General features: G+C 45.3%; 16 protein-coding genes. 6 read left to right on the top strand and 10 right to left on the bottom strand.

The window, feature by feature from the left end; translation table 11 throughout:
* Positions 1-419 precede the first annotated feature (419 nt).
* The gene (locus ACYTPF_RS12310) at positions 420-3548 is read left to right on the top strand and encodes a TonB-dependent receptor (protein ID WP_461852402.1); all 3129 of its coding nucleotides are present in this window, start codon (positions 420-422) and stop codon (positions 3546-3548) included.
* 171 nt (positions 3549-3719) lie between these two features.
* Here ACYTPF_RS12310 and ACYTPF_RS12305 read toward each other — a convergent pair whose 3' ends face one another.
* Entirely contained in the window at positions 3720-4160 is a 441-nt protein-coding gene (locus ACYTPF_RS12305; protein ID WP_461852543.1) for a Dabb family protein, read from the bottom strand.
* Here ACYTPF_RS12305 and ACYTPF_RS12300 point away from each other — a divergent pair.
* Positions 4045-4317 (top strand): hypothetical protein, encoded by a 273-nt coding sequence (locus ACYTPF_RS12300; protein ID WP_461852550.1) that lies wholly within the window; start codon positions 4045-4047, stop codon positions 4315-4317. The two genes, ACYTPF_RS12305 and ACYTPF_RS12300, sit on opposite strands and share 116 nt — an antisense overlap.
* Here the strand turns inward: ACYTPF_RS12300 and ACYTPF_RS12295 are convergent.
* The 6 genes from ACYTPF_RS12295 to ACYTPF_RS12270 form a co-directional block, all read right to left on the bottom strand.
* The gene (locus tag ACYTPF_RS12295) at positions 4292-5023 is read right to left on the bottom strand and encodes a HugZ family pyridoxamine 5'-phosphate oxidase (RefSeq protein WP_461852401.1); all 732 of its coding nucleotides are present in this window, start codon (positions 5021-5023) and stop codon (positions 4292-4294) included. The genes ACYTPF_RS12300 and ACYTPF_RS12295 overlap by 26 nt on opposite strands.
* 58 nt (positions 5024-5081) lie before the next feature.
* The gene (locus tag ACYTPF_RS12290; protein ID WP_461852400.1) at positions 5082-5912 is read right to left on the bottom strand and encodes an ATP-binding cassette domain-containing protein; all 831 of its coding nucleotides are present in this window, start codon (positions 5910-5912) and stop codon (positions 5082-5084) included.
* Positions 5913-5917: 5 nt separating this feature from the next.
* Positions 5918-7057, bottom strand: a complete 1140-nt coding sequence (locus ACYTPF_RS12285) for a FecCD family ABC transporter permease (protein WP_461852399.1) — start codon at positions 7055-7057, stop codon at positions 5918-5920.
* The gene (locus ACYTPF_RS12280) at positions 7057-8013 is read right to left on the bottom strand and encodes a heme/hemin ABC transporter substrate-binding protein (protein ID WP_461852398.1); all 957 of its coding nucleotides are present in this window, start codon (positions 8011-8013) and stop codon (positions 7057-7059) included. Before ACYTPF_RS12280 ends, ACYTPF_RS12285 begins: the two co-directional genes overlap by 1 nt.
* A gap of 3 nt (positions 8014-8016) precedes the next feature.
* On the bottom strand, positions 8017-9159 hold the full coding sequence (locus tag ACYTPF_RS12275; protein WP_461852397.1) for an HmuY family protein: 1143 nt from the start codon (positions 9157-9159) through the stop codon (positions 8017-8019).
* A gap of 133 nt (positions 9160-9292) precedes the next feature.
* On the bottom strand, positions 9293-11236 hold the full coding sequence (locus tag ACYTPF_RS12270) for a TonB-dependent receptor plug domain-containing protein (protein ID WP_461852396.1): 1944 nt from the start codon (positions 11234-11236) through the stop codon (positions 9293-9295).
* Positions 11237-11471: 235 nt separating this feature from the next.
* Here ACYTPF_RS12270 and ACYTPF_RS12265 point away from each other — a divergent pair, with 235 nt between their 5' ends.
* The 3 genes from ACYTPF_RS12265 to ACYTPF_RS12255 all read left to right on the top strand — a co-directional run bounded on the left by ACYTPF_RS12265 (position 11472) and on the right by ACYTPF_RS12255 (position 13765).
* Positions 11472-11663, top strand: coding sequence for a hypothetical protein (locus ACYTPF_RS12265; RefSeq protein ID WP_071959871.1), 192 nt, complete (start codon positions 11472-11474; stop codon positions 11661-11663).
* Positions 11664-11960: 297 nt separating this feature from the next.
* Complete coding sequence (locus tag ACYTPF_RS12260) at positions 11961-12830, top strand: MIP/aquaporin family protein (protein WP_461852395.1); 870 nt, start codon at positions 11961-11963, stop codon at positions 12828-12830.
* A gap of 71 nt (positions 12831-12901) precedes the next feature.
* A complete protein-coding gene (locus tag ACYTPF_RS12255) occupies positions 12902-13765 on the top strand; it encodes a DMT family transporter (RefSeq protein ID WP_461852394.1) in 864 nt (287 codons plus the stop codon).
* A gap of 18 nt (positions 13766-13783) precedes the next feature.
* Here the strand turns inward: ACYTPF_RS12255 and ACYTPF_RS12250 are convergent, their stop codons facing one another.
* Together ACYTPF_RS12250 and ACYTPF_RS12245 are read right to left on the bottom strand one after the other, a co-directional pair.
* Entirely contained in the window at positions 13784-14227 is a 444-nt protein-coding gene (locus ACYTPF_RS12250) for a DUF6314 family protein (RefSeq protein ID WP_461852393.1), read from the bottom strand.
* Between the two features lie 10 nt (positions 14228-14237).
* Positions 14238-16124 carry a TonB-dependent receptor domain-containing protein gene (locus tag ACYTPF_RS12245; protein ID WP_461852392.1) on the bottom strand — a complete coding sequence of 629 codons (1887 nt, stop codon included), beginning with the start codon at positions 16122-16124 and terminating at the stop codon, positions 14238-14240.
* A 301-nt stretch (positions 16125-16425) separates the two neighbouring features.
* Between ACYTPF_RS12245 and ACYTPF_RS12240 the strand changes: the two genes are divergently transcribed.
* Positions 16426-18549 (top strand): TonB-dependent siderophore receptor, encoded by a 2124-nt coding sequence (locus tag ACYTPF_RS12240; protein ID WP_461852391.1) that lies wholly within the window; start codon positions 16426-16428, stop codon positions 18547-18549.
* 126 nt (positions 18550-18675) lie between these two features.
* Here ACYTPF_RS12240 and ACYTPF_RS12235 read toward each other — a convergent pair whose 3' ends face one another.
* A complete protein-coding gene (locus ACYTPF_RS12235; RefSeq protein WP_461852390.1) occupies positions 18676-21831 on the bottom strand; it encodes a WD40/YVTN/BNR-like repeat-containing protein in 3156 nt (1051 codons plus the stop codon).
* Between the last annotated feature and the right edge of the window lie 20 nt (positions 21832-21851).

Raw genomic sequence — 21851 nt, 5'->3', positions numbered from 1 at the left:
ATCGGCTCTCCTCTCACCATAGGAAAAGTGTAAAGACGGGTTAAATTATACGCTTAGCACTACAGACAACTTTTCCAGTTTAACTGCTCACTCCTACCTCATTTTTAGCGACCATTCACCTTCGGAATACCTTTTTAACACCTAGTTAGCCTCTTTCCGTAAAGTTCCGTAAATGAGGTAAACCTTCGTAAATCCACTTGACCATTCCGACCAAAAATCACTCAAATAGATTTATAAATCATTAGCTTATGTAAACTCGAATTTACACTAATGAAATACAAATGAAATATAAAAGACGAACAATTGCGGGCTGTGGAAACCGGAGACTTTGTACCTCACCACTGAATACGTATTAGTACCTAGCGCATTGGTATCGACAACGAAATACAAACCTAACTTTCATTAACAAAGAGAAGCACATGATTAAAAAAACTTCGCTTAGTCGCATTGCGATGGCTGTCGCACTGTCTATTGGTGTTACCGCTACAGCGGTCGCAGCCACCGGTCAATCTTCCGCAATGCGCGGTACAATTGTTGGTCCACAAGGTAATCCAGCTGCAGGAAGCGCTATTACCATTATCCACCAGCCTTCAGGTACTGTAAAAGAAGTCACGGTTAACGAAGATGGCGTGTTTTCAGCCCGTGGATTGCGCGTTGGCGGCCCTTATATGATTATTGTTGAGTCAGATAAGTTCCAAGGCCGCGTTATCGAAGATGTTTACTTAGAATTAAATGACACCTTCGAGCTAGATACAGCGCTGGAGTCTGCGTCCAGTATTGAGCGTGTGACGGTTACAGGTAGTCGAGATTTTTTTGCGAATAATGGCTCAAACTCAGTCTTCGGAGAGTCCGCCATTTCCAACATGCCTACATTTAATCGCGATATCAAAGACATTGTACGCTCGAACCCACTGGCAGTGGTAAGCGCTGACGGAGAAGAATTGAGCATTGCTGGCTCAAACCCTAAATACAATACTTTCACCGTAGACGGTGTAGGTGTTAACGACACCTTTGGTTTGCAGTCAAACGGATACCCTACTTCTCGCCCACCTGTTTCGTTAGACGCTATTAGCCAAGTGTCTGTTGAGTTTACCCCTTTTACAGCTCGTGCCGGGAAGTTTGGTGGTGGTAATGTAAACGTGGTGACAAAATCTGGTACAAATGACTTTCATGGTACTATGTTTTATGAAGAAGTCCCTTTTTCAGGCACGGCCGAAGACACAAAGCTTTACAATACAGAATATGATGTTGATAACGAAGAGTCCTCATATGGCTTTACGTTAGGCGGACCGCTTATAAAAGATAAACTTTTCTTCTTTGGTTCTTATGAAAAATGGGAAGAAGAAATAGATACAGGCTTTAATGCTTCCGCTTATCCATCAGAATTAGTCACCGCAGCAGAGAACGTCATTACTGCTCTTAGTGAAACATACGGATTGGAAGACTCGATTGCTGGCGCGCCCGACGCCGATGAAGATGAGAAGTTCTTGGTTAAACTAGACTGGAACATCAATAACCATCATCGTGCTGATTTCACCTATAGCTACCAAGAAAATACCGCGGCACAAAACTACAATGACGATTCCGAAGAATTGCACCTTACCTCCAACACCTGGACACTTGCCCAAAAGAATACTTACTACACCACGCATATCTACTCAGATTGGACCGATAATCTTCAAACAGAGATAAGCGTATCTTACAAAGAATTTGAGCAAGCCTCTGTTACCGCTTCAAATTGGGGCGAAATCAACATAGATACTGCAACGGGTACCGATAACGGCTACGCTATTGTAGCTGGCGTAGATGAAAACCGCCACGCCAATGTACTAGAAAATGAAGTATGGAACTTTGCGGCTCACGCCACCTACCTCGCCGGTGATATTGAATATAAGTTTGGTGCCGAAATTGAGAATACATGGAACTACAACCTGTATGGTCGTGATTCATTAGGCACATGGTACTTTGACGATGTGGAAGGTTTTGCTAACCAAGATATTTCGTTCTTCGAATATGCAAACGCATATACCAATACTGTAGATGACTTGGCCTATGATGTAGAAAGTACAGTCTACGCGCTTTACGGTGACGCAACCTTTGAGTTATTCGAAGACTTTATGGTAACTGGTGGCCTTCGTTATGAGTACCTTACGGTTGAAGACTCACCGCAACTTAACGATAACTTTGCCAATACGTATGGCTTTGCTAATACTGAGAACCTAGATGGCTTTGATATTGTCTTACCTCGACTAAGTTTCAACTGGACGCTCAGTGATGAGCTTACGCTTCGCGGTGGTGTAGGACGCTTCTACGGCGGTATGCCATTGGTGTGGATATCTAACGCTTATACCTCTGATGGCGTCACAAACGATTCAATCACCTTTTCAGATTTAGACGCTACCTCTGTCGACTTCACATCAGTTCCAACTGAAGCGCAAAGTGCACTAGTACAAGGTGCTGGTAGCACAAACAGTATCGATCCTGATTTTGAGCTGCCCTCAGACTGGCGCTATCAAATAGCGGCAGACTACACCTTCGATATTCCAAACGTGGGCGATAACTTTGCATGGACTACTGAGCTTACCTATGTTGACCGTAAAAATGCAGCCTATTGGGAAGATCTGTCTCGTGTAGACAGCGGCAATAGTACAGTGGACGGTCGTATCATTTGGGATAACGTCTACGATGGAACTGAATATGCTGATAACTATGACATTCAGCTTACCAATTCTGACGATGGTGGCCGCAGCATCCTATTTACCACGGCATTGGCTAAGCAATGGGATAACGGCTTCAGCCTAAATGCTTCTTATACTCACCAAGATATTACTGAAGTTAACCCTGGTACAAGCTCTACAGGCGAATCGAACTATCAGTACGAAGTAACCGTAAATCGTAACGACCCGCTGTTAGGCACTGCTTATTATGAAACTAAGCATCGCTTGTTGGTTAACTTAGGCTATACCCATCAATTCTTTGAAGGATATAACACTAACGTTAACTTGTTCTTTGAGCGCCGCTCAGGCCAACCATTCTCATGGGTACTCGGTTCATACCAAGACGGAAACTTAGGCGATCAAACCGCGTTTGACGATTCAGATATCTATCTACCTTATATTCCTTCTGGTGCAAACGACGCTGCGGTAGATTTCGAAAGCGGCCTAAGCTACGACGAAATTATGGCTATTGCAGAGCAAGCGGGTGTAGCAGGTTACGCTGGAGGCTACGTAGATAAATACGCTAACACACAGCCTTGGGTTACCACTATGGACTTAGCGATTTCTCAAGAAATCCCGGGATTTGTTGAAGGTCATAAAGGCCGCATTTATCTAAACATTGATAATTTTGCGAACTTGCTGAATGACGACTGGGGTAAGGTTTACGAAATGACCTACCCTCAGCAGATTTTGTTTGATTACGATGTGAATGAGGCAGGCCAATATGTTTATCAAGAAGCTTATGGCGGCACTGATACGCGAAACTACGATTCTTTCGACGAAGAGCAATCCACGTGGAGAATTAAGGTTGGCGTTAAATATACGTTTTAACGGCTCTCTTGAAAGCACTTTTTTAAGCTTTGCTTAGATACTTTTGACACTCATTAAAGGCTTTTAAAACTTAAAAAAAGCATCGTCCTACTTCAATCTAGGGCGATGCTTTTTATCGTTGTAGCAACAACCACACTTCGATTACTATCAATACCACCCTATCAATAAAACCTATACCGAGACAGAATCTCGCACTACAACCTTGCGCCATAAACCCGAGCACTGCTCAACAAACTGCTTATGAATTGGATGAGATTGGTATTCATTTTGGGCCTCGACACTTTCAAAAAACATGAGTTCAGAAACATCAAAAGAATTATCAATAACGTCGCGCTTTAAAGTATTGGCAGGTACACCGATATGAAGGGAGTGAATTTGCGGTATAGCTTTTAAGGACTCTAAGCCAGCAACCAACTTCGCTCTGTCTTCATTAGAGCCGGAATTGTTGAGCCAAAAATAAACCATATGAAGTATGGGGGGAAGCATACTGTTTTTCATGCTCGAAGACTTAGCAGAGGCTGGAGGCAAAGAACTTGGAGAGCTGGCACTAGCAGGTAATACAGCAAAAGAAGCAAGTGCGCCAGCACTCGTTACAAACTGTCTACGTTTTATATCTGTCATCTTTGATGCTCCATGGTTAAGCGTTTTAGCGAAAGTCTACCTACCATGGCACTATGATGAATTTGAAGCAACTATAGCCAGCTACTATTTAGAACAGCCTGCTTTTGTCAAAACTGCAGCAGCTACGACACCGCTTTGGGTACGTTAAGCGCATGCCGTGCGTCATTGGTCAGTTTCACTAACGCTTTTCGTACGTCTGTTGACGACACGCATGGTTCCTCAAAAGGGATAAACCAGGTTTGCTTTTGTGTACCGCAATGTATACCTTCTGGAAATACGCTGTGCATTATCGGCGCTTCAACGTTGAGGCCTATTTTATGCTGCAAAATAAGCCGCATCGCGTCCTGATGGTCTTCATTCATATGGGTAATCATGCCCTCTGGTGCGCTATGCCAGTCCTGGGCTTCAACGCGCCAATAGTTTTTATCAACCCAGTGGATTTTTCCGAAACCTCCAATAAAACGTACTCGCTCAGTACGAATAACGTAAAAATTGAAATCGTGGGTTTGCTCGTATTTTTTAGCTTGAGGGAATAAACGAAGATACTGTGCTTTCACGTCATCTTGGTTCGCTAGCTGCGCACTCCCCATAATAGTTACTCGGCCATTCGCCTGAGAGTCATCTTCACTAGCATCGAAAATAGTTAAGCTAACCTTGTCGTTCGCTTTAATATTACGCGTATGCAGTGCGATATCACTGATGTAGATAATTGCGTCACCAGCAGGCGTTAAATAATAAGGTACAACCGAGCCAAAAGGGTAGCCGGGCATTGATGTTGAATGCGTGCCCAATACACCGCTATGGTGGGTTCGGCTAAGCTGTTTTGCTTGAAATGCAATATCTTGCATGCTCATGATTAACTCCGTTCTTGTTTTTCTGTTTTCGGTTTTCGGTTTTCGGTTTTCGCGAAAATTAATGGGTTACGAAAACTTGGTTTTGTTCGTTTTTAATTAGGTTTAACTGGGTGTGATAGCACCGAGATAGCATATCGGTGGTGAGCACTTGCGTTGGTGCTCCGTCGGCTAAGCAACGCTTTTCACCCAGTAAAATGAGTCTGTCGCAATAAGGGGAAATTAAATTGAGATCGTGACTTACGCAAATAATGCACAGCCCTTTTGCCCGCAGTGCAACCAGTTGTTGCATGACCAGTTTCTGGTGACGTAAATCCAGCGCTGAGGTGGGTTCATCTAACAGCAACAGCTTGCCTTCCAAACTCTCGTTTTGATCGCCCGGTATTATTTGAAGAATAGATTTAGCTAAAAATATTCTCTGCCTTTCCCCGCCAGATAAGGTTTGAATATTGCGAGCAAGTAAATGCGTAATGTCAAACTGCTCGGCAATACCATGAATCAACCGACTCTTTTGTTCCAATGACTCAACGTACTGATACCGCGCCAAATGGAGTAACTCGTCGGCGATAAATCCAAATGGCGTTGACGCGCTTTGTGCCATCACTGCACGCTGTATTGCTAATTGATTTGCGCTTAGCGAGCTGATCTCTTGCCCATCAAGGGATAGCGTTCCATCAAATGGCGTTTCTACACCACTAAGCATAGTAAGTAGCGTAGATTTACCGCATCCGTTTTCACCCGCTATCGCGGTAAATTCGCCAGTGTTAAATGACAAAGATATTTGCTCAAGCAAACGCGTGTCACCTCTGGCTATCACAACATCTTTCAATGTAAGCAACGCCGTGTTTAACCGTTTACCATTGTCGCTTTGCTCTAGGATTTCCACTTTCATTTTAGCTACACCCCACCACCAAATATGCGGCGCTGTTGCCACAGTAAGTAAAGGAAAAATGGCGCCCCTACTGCTGATGTAACAATACCAATAGGTATTTCCATGGGCACAAATAAGGTACGAGCCAATGTATCGGCAACCATTAATAGCAAAGCGCCCATGAGCGCACTGGCAGGTATTAGCACCTGGTGGTTTACACCAAATATTGCCCTGCACATGTGGGGCACCACCAAACCTACAAAGCTAATAATGCCGCACAGCGCCGTCGCTAGTGCCACAGAGAACGCCACCAGCCATAAAACCCCATGTTTATATCGCGAAACATTAAGCCCCATATAAGCCGCTTCTTTTTCACCAAGCGCTAGTAAATTTAGGGCATTGCGTGACTTCATAAGACCAGTAAAAGCAACAAGCCCAGCTAGCGCAATAAGACCACAAAGCGTCCAGCTTGCGCCGGCAAGACTACCCATGGTCCAGTAGCTTATTTGGCGAAGTGCATCATCGCTTGCTACATAACTAATAGCCCCTATCACGGTTCCGGTTAAGGCGTTAATGGCAACTCCAGCCAAAATAAGCGCGGCTACTGAAACGCCTTGCGGCCCATTTGAAAACCGAAGCACAGTCCATACAGAAAGTAGTGCACCACCAAAGGCCCACATGGCTACCCATACAGACTCAAGCGCAGGGATGAGCGGAGGTACTATGGTCATACTAAGGGCTGCGGCTGCGCCACCAGCAATACCAATTAAACCAGGGTCAGCAAGCGGATTGCGCACTAGCCCCTGCATGGCACAACCAGATACGGCTAGCAGTGCACCAATCAGCATCGTCATGATCACCCTCGGCAGCCTTATTTCAGACAACACATACCAATGGGTGGTGTTTGCTGCCGTATTTTCTACCGTACTTTCTACCGTATTTGCGCCGCTAATGAAGTACCTAAGTTGCTGTTCAATATCAATTGGTAAACTGCCGCGGGTTAACCCTACATAAGCACAGATCAACAGCAATACAACCAATATTCCCATACCTATACGTTTTCGCTGCGCGCGGGCATTAATAAGCTGAAGTACTATAGGCCTAGAATAATCGCCTGGCTTATCAGCTAGGTTATCACTGCGCTTAGCTGCGGAAGATAACTGCATTATTGACTCGTTCCACTGTTAGCCGTTTTTTGCGTTTGTTTCATTTCAATGGCTTTTTCTGCGTGCTCTGCAACACGCTGAAGCGCCACATCAAAGCGCGGAGAAAGCCCCAAACTTATGCTGCTATCCATGGCTTCAACCAGGCAATGAATACCAGCAAAGGTGGCTGCCAACGCATGGTGCGTACAAAGTGCGTCCTTCGCGCTTTTCCCACGCAGCATGTGCCCAGCAGCAATCACAATATCAGGGTTTTGCATCAGCACAGACTCGGCGCTCATCACTTTGTAGCCTTCCACTGCTGCACCTATATTAACGATACCCAGCGTATCGAATAGGGCTTGGGGCACAGTATTTTTACCCGCAACCGTTATTCCCCTGTCATTGTTCGCCACCACAAAGAGCGCTTTAATTGGCGTATTGAACGCTAAGGTTTTATCTGCGTACCGCGCTTTTTGTTGCTCTACCTTCTTTTCAATATCGTGAACAAGGGTAATGGCGTTATCACTTGCCGATAGTTTTTCACCAATATCCTGTACTAGGCGCTTTAGGCCACTTAAGTTTTTGTCTACGTTAAAGGTAGTAACCTCTACGCCAGAATGGGCTATTTGTTCAAGCGCAACATTCGGGCCTGTCGCCTCAGCGCCTAATAGCATTGTGGGCTGTTGGGCCAATACTCCTTCAGTGCTGAGCTGACGGAAGTACCCAAGCTTAGTTAAACTTGTCGCTTCTTTTGGGTACATACTGGTACTGTCAGTAGCAATTACCCAATCGCCACGTCCTAACGCGAAAACAATTTCGGTAATGCTGCCGCCAGCGGTTACTATTCGAGGCGGCGCAGTTTGCGTTTCGTTCAAAGGGGCGCTAAACGCCCCTACTGCGAACAAACTCAACCCTGCCATCACCGCAGAAATAGCTTTTGCGGCTATCGAAGAAAGTGAAAGAGCGTGTTGCAACATTGTTTACTCTCCACTTAAAGGATCAGCGCGGAAACTATAGGCACCAGATGCCCCCTCTTCATCGTAATAGCTGGTAATTTGAAGCTTGTAGGTAGAGTCGCCAGCCTGAATTAAATAAACCCCAAACTGTGAGTAAAGTAAGTGGCTGGTACTGTCGTAGAAATACCAGTTGTGTGAACTCATCGCGTACTCACTCACTGTCTCTTCACTGAAACCATAGAACTGCGCCGCTTCAGTATCCACGCCATCATAAGTTTCAGCGTCGGTGCGAAGTACGGTAGCGTCATCAGCAATAGAAAGGGTAAATTCCCCCGCCCCGTCTGCACATGGAATGGATAAGTCCCAACCGTCTGCTTGTGTAACTACTTGCTGCATATCGAAGTCAACGTAAACGGCGTCACTACAACCCACCGCGTCAACGGTCAGTGCGATTTCATCAGCAAAGGTGGATTGCCCGTCAAGAACGCTTTGATGCATAACGCCAAGGGTAATTTCGCCAATACCTCGCCCTTCAGTAACAATATCGGTAACGTGGAATTTTGTGTAGTTGCTGTCAGAGGACACAATGTAATACGTCTCTTCATTTGGCGTTACTACGTGAGTAGTAAAGTCGTAGTTGTAAAAGGTATCGCCGATCACTTGGGTTTCTGTATCTGTGCTGAACGCTTCAGCTTCTGGTATATCGCTTTGAGTAACAGCTAAGTAGTCGTCAAGTTCGCTATCAGCCGTAGCATTTAGGAACAATTCAGATACTGGCGCGCCCGTATCATCGTAAAAGTCGCTGTTATTTCCGGTGAAATAAAGACTAACAGCGGCTTCTTGGTGTGTATTTAAAAACACACTGGTACGTTTAAAACCAATATCCCATGTGGTATCTGTTGCAGCTTCTTCTTCAGTAAGCGTAAGCTGCGTTTGTGTATCCAAATCAAAGTAAACGGCAACAGGCTCTGATGTAGACCCTGTACTAAAAGGCCCGTAAATTGTTGCCTCTTCGTTTTTGCCGTCACTGCTTCCGTCATCTGAATCTCCACTGCCATCGGTTACTTGATCAGGCGTTTCAACTGAGGTGTCATCGCTACTTGAACCACCACAAGCAGTTAAACCGAATGTCATGGCAAGCAATAGCGCCAAATACGTTTTGTTCATGTGTTTTCCTTTTTTTAAAGTTCGCCGAATTAGCCAGCGGTTTTTAGTTGTTGGTTTGGGATCTGCCGTTAGGTAATTTTTGTTTTGATCTCAAACGCTGTTTTCTATGTCGGTACTTTCGTTTATGTTTTTTTCAATACTGGTAACTCACGCCCAAAAACAATCGCCTTGCAGCGATAGGTCTTGCGTCAAAGGCCCCCGCCAAAAGAGCGTCGGTTGAGCGATGTTCATCTGTGAGGTTTTCAAGCCCGAGGCGCGCTTGCCACTGAGGCGTGAACTGGTGCTGTACGACTGCGTTTAGCGTGGTAAAGCTGTCTTTGAAAACTGATGTATAGCCACTGGAAGGCGACACATTTCCCTCATGCACTCCGTAGAGCTGTAGGCTGGTATCGGTTTGGCTAAACTGATAGGTAACGGATGCTTTAACTAAATGAGTAGGGCGTTCAGGCAAGCGCTGTGAGCTGCCATCTTCAGCAATTAAATAACTGTAATTCAGTTGCCACTGCCAATTGTCGTTCTGCGCGCCGGCGCTTAAATCTGCACCGTAAAGGATGGCTTCATCGAGGTTCTGATAAACTGAAATATCTAAACCCGCCTCTTGCGATGCAGCCACGTCTACCGCCGTGGTGATGAAGTCATCAGCTTTAGTGTAATGAAGGTTAATATCAAGGTGATATAACCAGTCACCTTGGGTCGGTTCTACTTGAAGGTTAGCGCCTAAGTTTGCATTCAGCGCGGTTTCAGGGGTAAGTGCGTCGTTGCCTAGCACCATATAACCCAAGTTACTGTGGTCAAATATGTAATAGCGTTCCTTAAGGTTTGGCACGCGATAACTACTGCCAGCCCCTGCGCGAAGTTGCCACGAAGTATTCTCAGCACTAAATGACTGGCTTGCATTTGCTTTAAATGCAGCATGCCAACCAAAATCAGAATCGTTTTGTATTCTTGCGCCCGCTAAAAGCTGGGTGTCATTTTTCTGCCAGTTTCCTTGTAAATAAAGCTCGGCACTTTCACGACTTACATCGTCGACTTCAACCGTGCCCGTGCTGAGGTTTTGTTGGTCCAGCGTGTCGCCATGTAAAACAAGGCCGCCTACCCACTCAATATCTTTGGTGGAATAAATCTTTTGCGCTTCTAATTCCGCAAGCTGAATATCGGTTTGACGCAGCCCGTTGCTGTTACCGCTTTCTTCATTATGTGAAAGATAGCGTGTGTTGATATGCCAATCGTATTGCTGCTCAACGCGAATATCGTGCTGCCACTGGGTAACGTCAGAAAAATAGCTAATAATGGTGGCTTGGCCGGGTATTGATGACTGTGGTTTGTCTTTTTGCTCGTCCAGCCATTGCCCTTTGTATTGCACGCTAACGCTATTTACCAACGTCGATAAGGACATTTGCACAAAGGATTTATCTACCGCGCCACCATCTTGTGATGTAGTTTCGCCGTCGTAATCAAAGCCCGGATTGGTAATGCTTTGAGCCGTGATGCCAAGCTGCCAATCGCTTACTGCTTTGGCTGCAGTGACCCTTGACGTATGCCCGAATTCATCACCGTCAATTGCATCATCGGTAAAATAAGATGCCTCGTAGTCTGCTGAAAACTGCGACCCTTCTACCTTTTCGGTAATGATATTGATAACGCCGCCCATGGCAGAGCTGCCGTAAAGCACAGACGCAGCGCCTCGCACAATTTCAATTTGCATAATATTGGCAACGCTAATTTGGTCAAGGTCGACAGAAGAGCCTGTGGGTGAAATGATGGGCTGACCGTTAATCAACACTAATACGTGATCGCCATTGAAGCCATTTAGCTGAACGTTGTACCCGTCTTTTTGACTGCGTCTAACCACAACACCGGGCATCACTTCAAGTACTTGGCGTAAGGTACCTTTACTTAACCGAGCAATCTCGTCTTTATCAACTACGTCAACCTTCACCGGTGAAGAAGCCAGTAATTTCGGCGTCCTAGTACCAGTTACGACAACGCGCTCTAGGTCATCTTCCGCTAAAACTGAAAAAGCCAAAGGAAGTGTGGCGGCTATAACAAGTGAAGGTACAACGTAGGCTCGTTTCATTTATTCTTCTTTTAACGCAAATGATAATGATTTGCGTTTGATCTTATTTATTTAGAAACGTTTTGCAAGGCAAATTGTTAAATGCGTTTGAATGAATCTGATAAGCATCTAATAGATATAGCTTTTTAGTTAACACCTGATGGAAAAGAAAAGAAATGGAGCCGTTGAATAAACTTGGCAAGATAATTGATTTGAAAGATAGATATTAAGGTAATAACAACGAGATTTTGACACTATGCGCCTACCTACTAAACAACTTATCAATAAAATCGAAAATTTGTCTAATGGCCTAACGCCAGAGCAGTTATCAAGCTTTTTAGATATTATTGACGCCATGACGGCACTGGTTGAGGAAGCTGGAGAGTTGAAAGCTGATAACGACACCAAAACTAATAGCACCAGTACAGAGCTTTCTTTATTCCACTAGACTAAGCTTTACAGTGTTCACTTCCTTTAAGTAAGAGCGCTATAGGAAACCAAGAACGATGAATATTCGTTTTTGCTCATTTGTAGTTCGTTTATGTTCGTTTTATGATGCGTCCCAATTAAACGTACATGGGAAGCTGCGTCAGAATAAGAACTAAACGGCCTGTTAGTTAGATGAACAGTTAATACAATATTGCGCAAAACAAAACGGTTTCTGCCTTCATTTTCCCTAACGTAACTCTGTCGTTTCTTTTTCTGCACAACGTGTTGTACTGGTTAAAGCTTTAAAGGACGAATTATGTTACCTCTCAAGGAACCAACGCTTTTCCGCCAGTGTATTGCTGAATTCATAGGCACTGCAATTCTGATTTTCTTTGGAGTTGGTGCAGTCGCAGCATTGGTATTAACAGGCGCTTCTTTCGGTCAATGGGAAATAAGTATTGTCTGGGGGTTCGGCGTAGCTGTTGCCATCTATTGTACTGCTGGGGTTTCGGGTGCACATATCAATCCAGCGGTAACCATTGCGCTTGCGCTTTTTCATGGTTTTGAAAAGCACAAAGTAGCCCCCTTCATTCTTTCCCAGTTTCTGGGAGCATTCGCTGCTGCCGCACTTATCTACGGGTTATATCATCAACTTTTCATAGACTATGAACTGACTCACAACCTCTCACGCAATAGTGTAGAGGCTTTAGCAACAGCCAGCATTTTCTCTACTTTTCCTCACGAAGCACTTTCATTCTGGGGGGCCTTTGGCGTTGAATTTGTTATAACTGCAGTGTTGATGTTCGCAATTCTGGCGCTGGGCGATGAAAACAACGGTGCATCACGTGGAGCCATGAATCCGCTACTTATTGGTATCGTCATCGCTGTCATTGGCTCTTCTTTAGGGCCGTTGACCGGTTTTGCCATGAATCCTGCTCGCGATTTTGGTCCAAAGCTATTTTCCTATATTGCAGGATGGGAGCATGCGCTTGATGGGGCTAAAGACATTCCTTACTTTATTGTACCTATTGTTGCGCCTATATGTGGTGCATGCTTTGGCGCTTGGCTGTACACTATATTAATAGGTCATTCTCTTTCCCAGGATAGTCGCGCCTGCACTATTGCTAACGATTGCGAAACCTCCGTTGTTACACAAACGTCTCAAGCGAGTTTCGATAGAGGATGAACTGACTGTTGATATGCAAGCGGCGATAGCCTATTTTACGCCGCAGTTGAATTTATAAAGAAGCATAGCGCGTGTTTTATTTAATAGCAGTTACTGCCCTATGGGCATTTTCCTTTTCGCTTATTGGCGAGTTTTTAGCCGGCTCAGTAGACAGTTATTTTGCTGTCTTGACACGCATTGTGCTCGCCACACTGGTTTTCCTCCCCTTTCTTAAGTCGGCATTATTAAACCTTAAACAAAAGGCAGTTCTGGCAAGTTTAGGAGCCGTGCAGCTGGGCTTAATGTACATTTTTTTCTACCACGCATTTTTGTTTTTAAGCGTGCCAGAAGTTTTGCTTTTCACCATTTTTACGCCGCTTTATGTCGCCATTTTGAACGACGCCCTGTTTAAGCGGTTTACCCCGTTTTACTTGTTATGTGCACTTGTCGCTACCGCAGGGGCAGCCATAATTCGTTTTGACGGAATTACCGATAACTACTGGTTTGGTTTTGCCATTGTTCAAGGTGCTAACCTTTCCTTTGCGCTAGGACAGGTGGGTTATAAAAAACTGACCTCTACTGTTGAAGGCCAAATTTCCTATCACAATGTATTCGCGTGGTTTTATTTAGGCGCGTTAGTTGTAGCCTTGCCCGCGTTTTTCCTATTCGGCAACCCAAGTCAACTACCGCAAAATATCGAGCAATGGGGAGTGCTACTGTGGTTGGGTATTGTGGCTTCAGGGCTTGGCTATTACTTTTGGAATCAAGGCGCGCTAAAAGTCTCTGGTGGTACGTTAGCCATAATGAATAATGCGCTTATTCCGGCAGGGCTTGTGGTTAACTTACTGCTTTGGCAAAAAGACACCGATTTTACTCGCCTTTTTATTGGCGGTGTCATCATCGCTTTTGCGCTTTGGATGTCTCATCAATACACCAAAAAACAGAAGCAGATCTAGGCCTAAACAAAGCCAACGCTACGCAGGGCTATATTCACTTACCATAGTGTAGTCTTTGCGCGGCCCAATCACCTTCCATGTAGAGCGCCACACGGGCCAAGTAGAGAAGTCATAGCGCACTACGTAGTTGTCATCGCCGCATAGATGTTCGGCGTTCGGGTTGCTCGCGCTAAATGTATGAAAATAACGTTCATCTTCAAACAACACTTCAAACAAACCGCTTTGAGGTTGCTGCCAGAAATACCGACGTTCAGCGGGCATTACGCCCCCGTTAGGCGCAGTTACCTCCCCTTTTTCGTTATACGCTAAGGTGCTTTTTTCTTCCTGTACGCTGCCTTCCAGCCAGCTAAATTCAGCCTCGCCAGAAAAGGTAAATACATCGCCGTTTCGCTGGATAATTTTGCGCGTTAGCGACCATCGTCCAGCGAAGTCGTTTAAGGTTTTAGGAGAGTTAACGGTCATTGCGCCTCCCTTACCAAAAATAGGTAGCGGTTGCAGAGTATTGGTCGCCACGACCCGGCGTACCAGGAATTTCTTCAAAGCGCTCATCCCACAAGTTATCGACTGCCAATACCAGACTTAACCCTTCAATTTGAGCTGGTGAATACGTAAGAGCAACATGCGAGAAGAATGCTGAGTCACCGCCGTTTCTAAGCGCGTTGGTTTCTTGTTTTCGCCATTCATTGTCAATGCGCACTTCAATTGTATCAGTTGCAAACCACACCAACCCAAGGGTTGCACGATGCGGCGGATAGTTAAGTGCGTAAAAGCTCGCATCTACCTCATCAATTCGATAGTCTTCAGACTTGTCTAAGTAGGTATAGCTTGCCACCACATCTGCGCTATCAAAGCGCTTAACTGCAATCAACTCAATACCTAGGGTTTCAATATCAACCGGGTTTGCGCTGCGCGCCGAGGTAGAATCGAAGCTATAAGTCCAGTCTGTCAGTTCATTATCCCAACGATAGAACAAGGCGGTATCAACCTTAAAAGAGGATTTATCAAAAGACGCCCCAAACTCTAGGTTTTTGCTGACTTCTCGCTGTAACTGGTTGTTACTTCTAAACAGACCGCTTGAGGTACTGCCGCCTACAGCTGTGTAGCCAGCCACCTGCGTCGCTTCTGCATACGAAAGATAGAGCGTACGCGAGGCATTGCTCCCTGTTTGGGTAACCCAGTTAATATCACCCACAAAAGACAATCGGTCGTCGTCGCGATTCGTATCGTCAAACGCCCCACCTAAACGAACGGTAAGCGATTCATTGCTGTTCAACTGAGTTCGATACTCGGGTACTAGGCTTATTTTGTAGTAGTCGCGAGAGGTAAAGTTGTTCTCTAGCGTGGTTGAAGTGATATCGTCTGCAGTAAGCTGTGCTGCGTAGTTGATACCAAATTCTTGCGATACATTATGAGTACCAGAAAGCGCAAATGACTTCACTTTGGTTTCGTGAAACGCCTGAAACGCTTCAGGGTTTTCACGTGAGAATACGTAATGGTCGTCATTCTCTCTGTAGTAAGCAGAAACCTCAATGGTATTTTTCATGCTCTTTTCGCCGTAGCGCTGTTTGTGATTTAGCATAACCAAACGAGTTTGAATATCTTCTGTTTCGTTTACGTTGAAAGGCGTGTACAAGTTAGGCCAGCCAAAGAACTTTTGCTGGAAGCCATAAAACAAATCAGTTTGTGAATCGTCACTTGCTAGTTGGATACGCCCTGACGCACGTTCGAACTTATGATCGCCATTGGCAATAGTGCCATCGCTCTCAGAGCGAGAATACTCGCCTTCAATTCCTACGGACCAACCGGGTAAATCACTAAGCGCGTACTTTACTGCACCGTGTACACGCTGCAAATTGAAGTTGTTATTACCTACTCCCACGGACATACTGCCAGCAGTTTGGATAGGGCGCCAACCATAAGACACCGTACCTACAGAGCTATTTACGCCGTAAAGCGCGTTATCTACGCCCGTGAAAATACTCGGTTTCGTCAACATTTCTGGTGCAATGGGAATTTCAGCGAAATAGTGCCCCGTTTGCGGGTCAATAAGCGTTGCGCTTCCTATGCGAAAACCCGTGTTTTCGAATATACCGCCGCGAATAGTGACGTCAGCCTGCGCTTCTGCCATGTTCCTTGATTGCAAATCGACACGAGGGTCATACTCTAAATTTGAAATAGGTGAATTAAACGTGCCTACTGGCTTGTTATTCGCCGTCGCCGCCCCTTCAATCGTAATTTTTTCTACGCCTTTTTCGTTGCTGTCCACGCCAGCGTTAGCGCTTGAAGTATCAACACTTTCAGCGGCCATCGCAGCAAAAGGTACAGTACAGAAGAGTAAAGAGAGTGTTGTATGACGCATTTAGTGTCCTAGTTCAAATTCACGGGTAGCCAGCAATAAGGCGTAACAAAAACGCGAAGTGTATAGCATTGGCAGGCAGAGGAAAACGCTGCGCAGGTGAGTTTAGACCAGTAAGTTTATTTTTACTTACAGCTCTGCACAATTCTATTTATCAATAGAACAGCCTGAATATATCTCTAGCACCCCGCCAAAATCATCAGTCTCATTTTATTGTCTGCTTACCTTCCTTGCCAAAAGAAACGAGATAACATAACATTCGCAAACTCTACAAAACCTGCCAAAGACACGTAATACTTTGCTTATGCTTGACCTTAAAACACCGTTTATATTTTCTTTAGTTGCATTATCAGTAAGCGCCGCTGCGCAAAGTGATGAAAGCTCCCTTCAAGGTGCTCATGATGAACTTGAACACATTGAGGTAAAAAGACACTTTCAGCCATACCGTGGTAATGTACCGCTAATCGACACCCCACAAGCAATCGACCGAATTACTGCTGATACCTTAGCGAATGAAGGGATCACGCGCTTCATCGATGCGTTAGATTTTGCGCCCACCATTGTTAGACAAAACAACTCTGGCGGCATGTTCGATAGCTTTGCGATCCGAGGTTTTTCTGGCGATGAAAATAACCCATCGGGTTATTTAATAAACGGCTTCAACGTGCGTGGCTATAGCGGTAATAGAAGCACGGTTAACGTTCAAACCATAGAAGTAATGAAGGGTCCGGGATCAGCCTTATATGGTCAAGGTGAACCTGGCGGTACCATTAACGTTATTACCAAAAAACCTCAGTTCGAAGAGCAAGGCTATATCCAGGGTACCGTAGGTAATTTTGATAAAAAACAAGTAGAGTTCGATTACACGAACGGCATTAATTCAGACATGGCGTATCGGGTTAACGGTTCATACGAAGACTCTGATACTTATCGCGATAACGTGTTTTTCAAGAATTTGAACCTTAACCCTTCATTTATTTGGAACATTTCTGATCACACCAGCTTAAGCTATCAGATGGAAATATTGGATCAGGAAAAGCCGCTTGACCGTGGTGTGTTCATATTGAATAACGACTTTGACGCCGTAGATGCCGAAGACTTTTATGGTGATGTTAGAGACGGAGCCCATGAAGTTAAAGCCTTCGGACATCAGCTAGTGTTAAATCACGAGTTGAATCACAATTGGCATTTACTCAGTGGCTTCGCCTACAGAGACTCTTTTTTTGAAGGGCAGTCTTCAGATACTGAACTATCAGAAGGCCGTCAGCTTTTGTATACCGACCCATCTATACTTTCAAGGCAACGCAGAACCCGTGACTATCAGGCGCAAGACTTATCACTACGCTTTGAATTAAGTGGCGTGTTTGACGTGGCAGGCTTCGTAAACAACGTCTTATTTGGTTTGGACTATTACAACTACCACATCGATACCGACTATCGTCGTTGGCGCCCTGCGTGGGGTGCAGGGGATACCACTTATAGCATCGACCCTGAAAATCCAAACTACACTATTTTCAGACCTGACGTTACGCCCACTACACTTACAGCTGAAAAGCAAAAAGGGTTAGGTTTCTACGCACAAGATGTTATAGAACTTAGCGAAGCAACCAAGCTTTTGGTTGGCTTTCGCGTGGACAAATTCGAGCAAGACATTCTTAATAAGTTAAGCAATGAAGGGCAAGAACAAGACCAAACGGAAGTGACGCCGCGCTTTGGTTTTGTGTATGAAATCAACGATTCTGTTAGCCTTTACACTAGCTACGCGGAAGGTTTCAGACCCAACCCTGGTCTTGATTCTGACCGCAACGCGTTTGACCCTGAAGAGACCACCTCTTTTGAGGTAGGTGCTAAGTGGGAAAACATTGCTGATATGTTTTCAGGTAGCGTCGCTATTTTTGATGCTGAAAAGACTAATATGCTAACCGCTGAACCGAACACTGGCTTTTCAGCTACACTCGGTGAAGTTGAAAGCCAAGGGGTTGAATTTCAGTTAACGACCGACCTTACTTCAGACATTCGCCTTGATATGGCCTACGCATACATAGATGCTAAAACCGCGAATGAAGTCAATAACTTGGATTGGGGCGTGCCTATTCCTAAAGGGTCGCGCTTAATCAATATTGCCAAGCATTCGGGGTATATCTCGCTTAAGCATTTCACCAGCGTATTTGAAAAAGAAGCGTTCTTTGGTGTGACCATACGTTACGTGGGCGATCGCTTAGGGCAAACCACCGATCCAACATTCATTTTGCCGTCTTATACCCTTGTGAACTTAGCAGGGTCGGTGAATATTAGCGATGCACTTTCTATGAAATTTGACGTGAATAATCTGTTCGACAGAGATTATTTTGAGAACTCATACCATCAACTTTGGACCATGCCGGGCTCACCGACTAACTATACGGTAAGTGTTAAGTACCAGTTCTAATGCCTAGCTGAAACAGCGTTACTCGCTTAACGGCGTAAGTGTTCTTAAGCAATAAAAGCCAGAAAGATAATATCTTCTGGCTTTTATTATTTACAAATTCAAGCTAAGAATTGTGGACGTAGAAACTTACAAACTCTCTAAATCAAATGCGCCTTGCTTTGAGAGCTTTTCGTTCAATGGCTTCACTTCTTCACCAAATAAGGTTTCTAGCTGTACTTTGTACTGCTGCCACTTTGCGTTTAAGTCTTCCAAACGTTTTAGTGCACCAGCTTGTGCAGGCGCCCCTGTTCTGTCGAAGTTATCCATTAAGAAGCGGACTTGTCTGTCGAGCATATTCGGCCAGTTAATGTCATCTTCAAAAGTTTGATGTTTGGGCTGAATAACCAGCGCTTCCCAGTCGTCGATTGCACTAACAATGCGCTCGATTGAAGCCGACACATCGCTTGCCAGCATTACGTTATCTTCAGACACACCGTTTAATTGCGCTCTAACATCACGGGCTTTTTGCAGGTGAGCAAACAAATCATTCAGTAAGGTTTCTGTAGCCTGAATGCTCTTTTCAACCACTTGAAGTTGCGCTTTATCTGCTTCTTCCCTTGGGTCTGGAAGTACTTTAAACGCGCGAGTTTGTGCAAGTTCACCTACTGTGATTTTCGCTTTGTAGTCTCCAGGCATAACACGGGCGCCTTTCCAACCACCAAACAGTTTTACGTTTTCGATGCAGTTCAACGGCTCACGTCGAAGATCCCATACAAATTCGTTGTAACCCGCTTTTACTGCAGGGTGTTTAAATTTGATAGGGCTGCGAACGTCTTCGTTACCCTTCGCACACTTCTCAAATGCACTAGGTGCAGATGACAGTGTGCGAACAAGCTCGTTATTGGCATTAAATATATCAATGCGTAGCGTTTGCTCTTCTTCTAGCGCGTCTTTCAGGTAATAACGAAAGGTAGCGCCACGTGGCGGGTTTTTCGCTTGTGGCTGGTCGGTCATACCGCCGCCAGATAGCAAGCGAATGCCATCTACGGGTTCAAATTGAAACAGCGCTTCGTTATCTAACGACTTGTGCACTTCACGTAGCGGACTCATGTCGTCTAATATCCAAAAGCCTCGCCCTTGGGTTGCAATGACCAAATCATCACCTTTAACTTGCATATCGGTAATCGCCACAGGCGGAAGGTTTAAGTCTAATTCTTGCCAGTGTTTACCGTCGTCGAAACTAATAAACATACCGCTTTCTGTACCCGCGAACAGCATACCTTCGCGCTCTGTGTCTTCACGCACTACACGAACAAAGGCATCCTCTGGTAGGCCTTCGTCAATACGCTTCCAGCGCTTGCCGTAGTTGTCGGTTTTGTAAATGTAAGGCGTGTAGTCATTTAATTTATAGCCTGCTACCGCAACGTAAGCTCTGCCTTGTGCATGAGGGCTAAGTTCTATGGCATTGACCTGCGCTTCTTTTTTATGAGGGGTGATATCTTTCCAGTTTTTGCCCTCATCACGGGTTATATGCAGCTTACCGTCATCGGCTCCAACCCAAAGCTCGCCTTTGTTAACTGCCGATTCGGCAATATAGAAAACCGTGTTGTAGTATTCGGCCCCGGCTTGTTCATTGGTGATCGGCCCGCCGTTCAGCCCCTGCTTTTCAGGCTCGTTACGGGTTAAGTCTGGGCTAATTTCCTGCCAGTTCACACCGCGATCTGTGGTTTTTAAGATCATCTGCGTGCCATAGTACACGGTGTGAGGATCATGCTTTGACACTACCACAGGGGCATTCCAGTTGGTGCGGTACTTTTGATCACGTGCGTTTCTGCCAAACACATATTCAGGGTAAGGCATAATGGGCCGCGTTAGCCCAGTATCGCGGTTGTATTCGGTTAATGTACCGTTGATTGTAGTGGCGTAAATCAGCGTTGGATCGTCAGGGTTAAACGCAATATGCGCGCTCTCACCGCCGCCCACGGCAAACTGATCTTCTATTCCCATGCCGTCACCCCAGGTTTGAGAAGGCGTTGCCATGGTTGAGTTATCTTGCTGTCCGCCATACACATAGTAAGGGTTTAAATTGTCGGTAATAACGCGGTAAAACTGCGCTGTTGGCTGATTGTAAATGCTTGACCAGGATTCACCGCCGTCGAAGGTGATCGTTGCGCCACCGTCGTTAGCGTTGATCATGTTTAAGCTATTTTCAGGGTTTATCCACATATCGTGGGTATCACCGTGGGGCAGAGATTTAATTTCGAAGGTTTTACCGCCATCAATGGATTTATGCAGCTGCACATTCATCACATACAGGGTATTTTCGTCGTTAGGGTCAACTTTGATGTGGTTGTAGTACCACGCGCGGGCTTTAAGAATATTGTCGCCGTTCATTAACGACCAAGATTTACCCGCATCATCACTGCGATAAAGGCCGCCTTCATCAGCCTCGATAATGGCATACAAGCGCTTCGGATTAGACGCGGCAATATCTACACCGACTTTACCTATAAGCTTAGGGAGCCCTTTTTCTAACTTGTCCCAGCTTTCACCACCGTCTGTTGACTTATAAAGGCCACCACCCTCGCCGCCTGACTTAATAAACCAAGGCGTTCTGCCGTGATGCCACATGCTGGCATAGAGAATTCTAGGGTTAGATGGGTCGATTGCTAAGTCAGCGGCGCCGGTATCGGCGTTTACTTTTAACACATGCTGCCATGTTTCACCGCCGTCTATCGTTTTGAATATACCGCGCTCTTCATTAGGCCCCCAAATATTGCCCTGTACTGCAGCCCAAGCTATATCGGGGTTGGTGGGATGTATGCGAATTTTAGGGATTTGACCGCGTTTATCTAAACCTACCAGCTTCCAGGTTTCACCGCCGTCTGTAGATTTATAAACACCTTTTCCGTGGCTAGTGGTTACGCCTCGAATAGGGCCTTCACCAGTCCCTACATAAATAACGTTAGGATCTGAAGGAGCAACGGCGATAGCGCCAATACTGCCTACTTTGAATGTTTTATCGGATATGGCTGTCCACGATAAACCCGCGTTTTCGGTTTTCCAAACACCGCCACCGGCGGTGCCCATAAAATAAAGGTTGGTATTACCTTCAACTCCAGTAACCGCTACCGAGCGCCCACCGCGATAAGGCCCAATAAAGCGATACTCCATTTTATCGAAAAGCTCAGGGTTAACGGTATCTTCAAGTGCGAATGCAGAATGCGAGAAACTAGAAAGTGTGCTTACGCAAATAGCAAGCGCAGCCACCATTTTCCCAGAAATCAGTCTCTGTGAAACCATAAAAAGTGCCTTGTCGTGTT

The organism is Alteromonas sp. HB246098 (genome assembly GCF_054890645.1).
The sequence above is the reverse complement of the archived record's forward strand: the minus strand, read 5'-3'. Positions and strand labels throughout refer to the sequence as shown.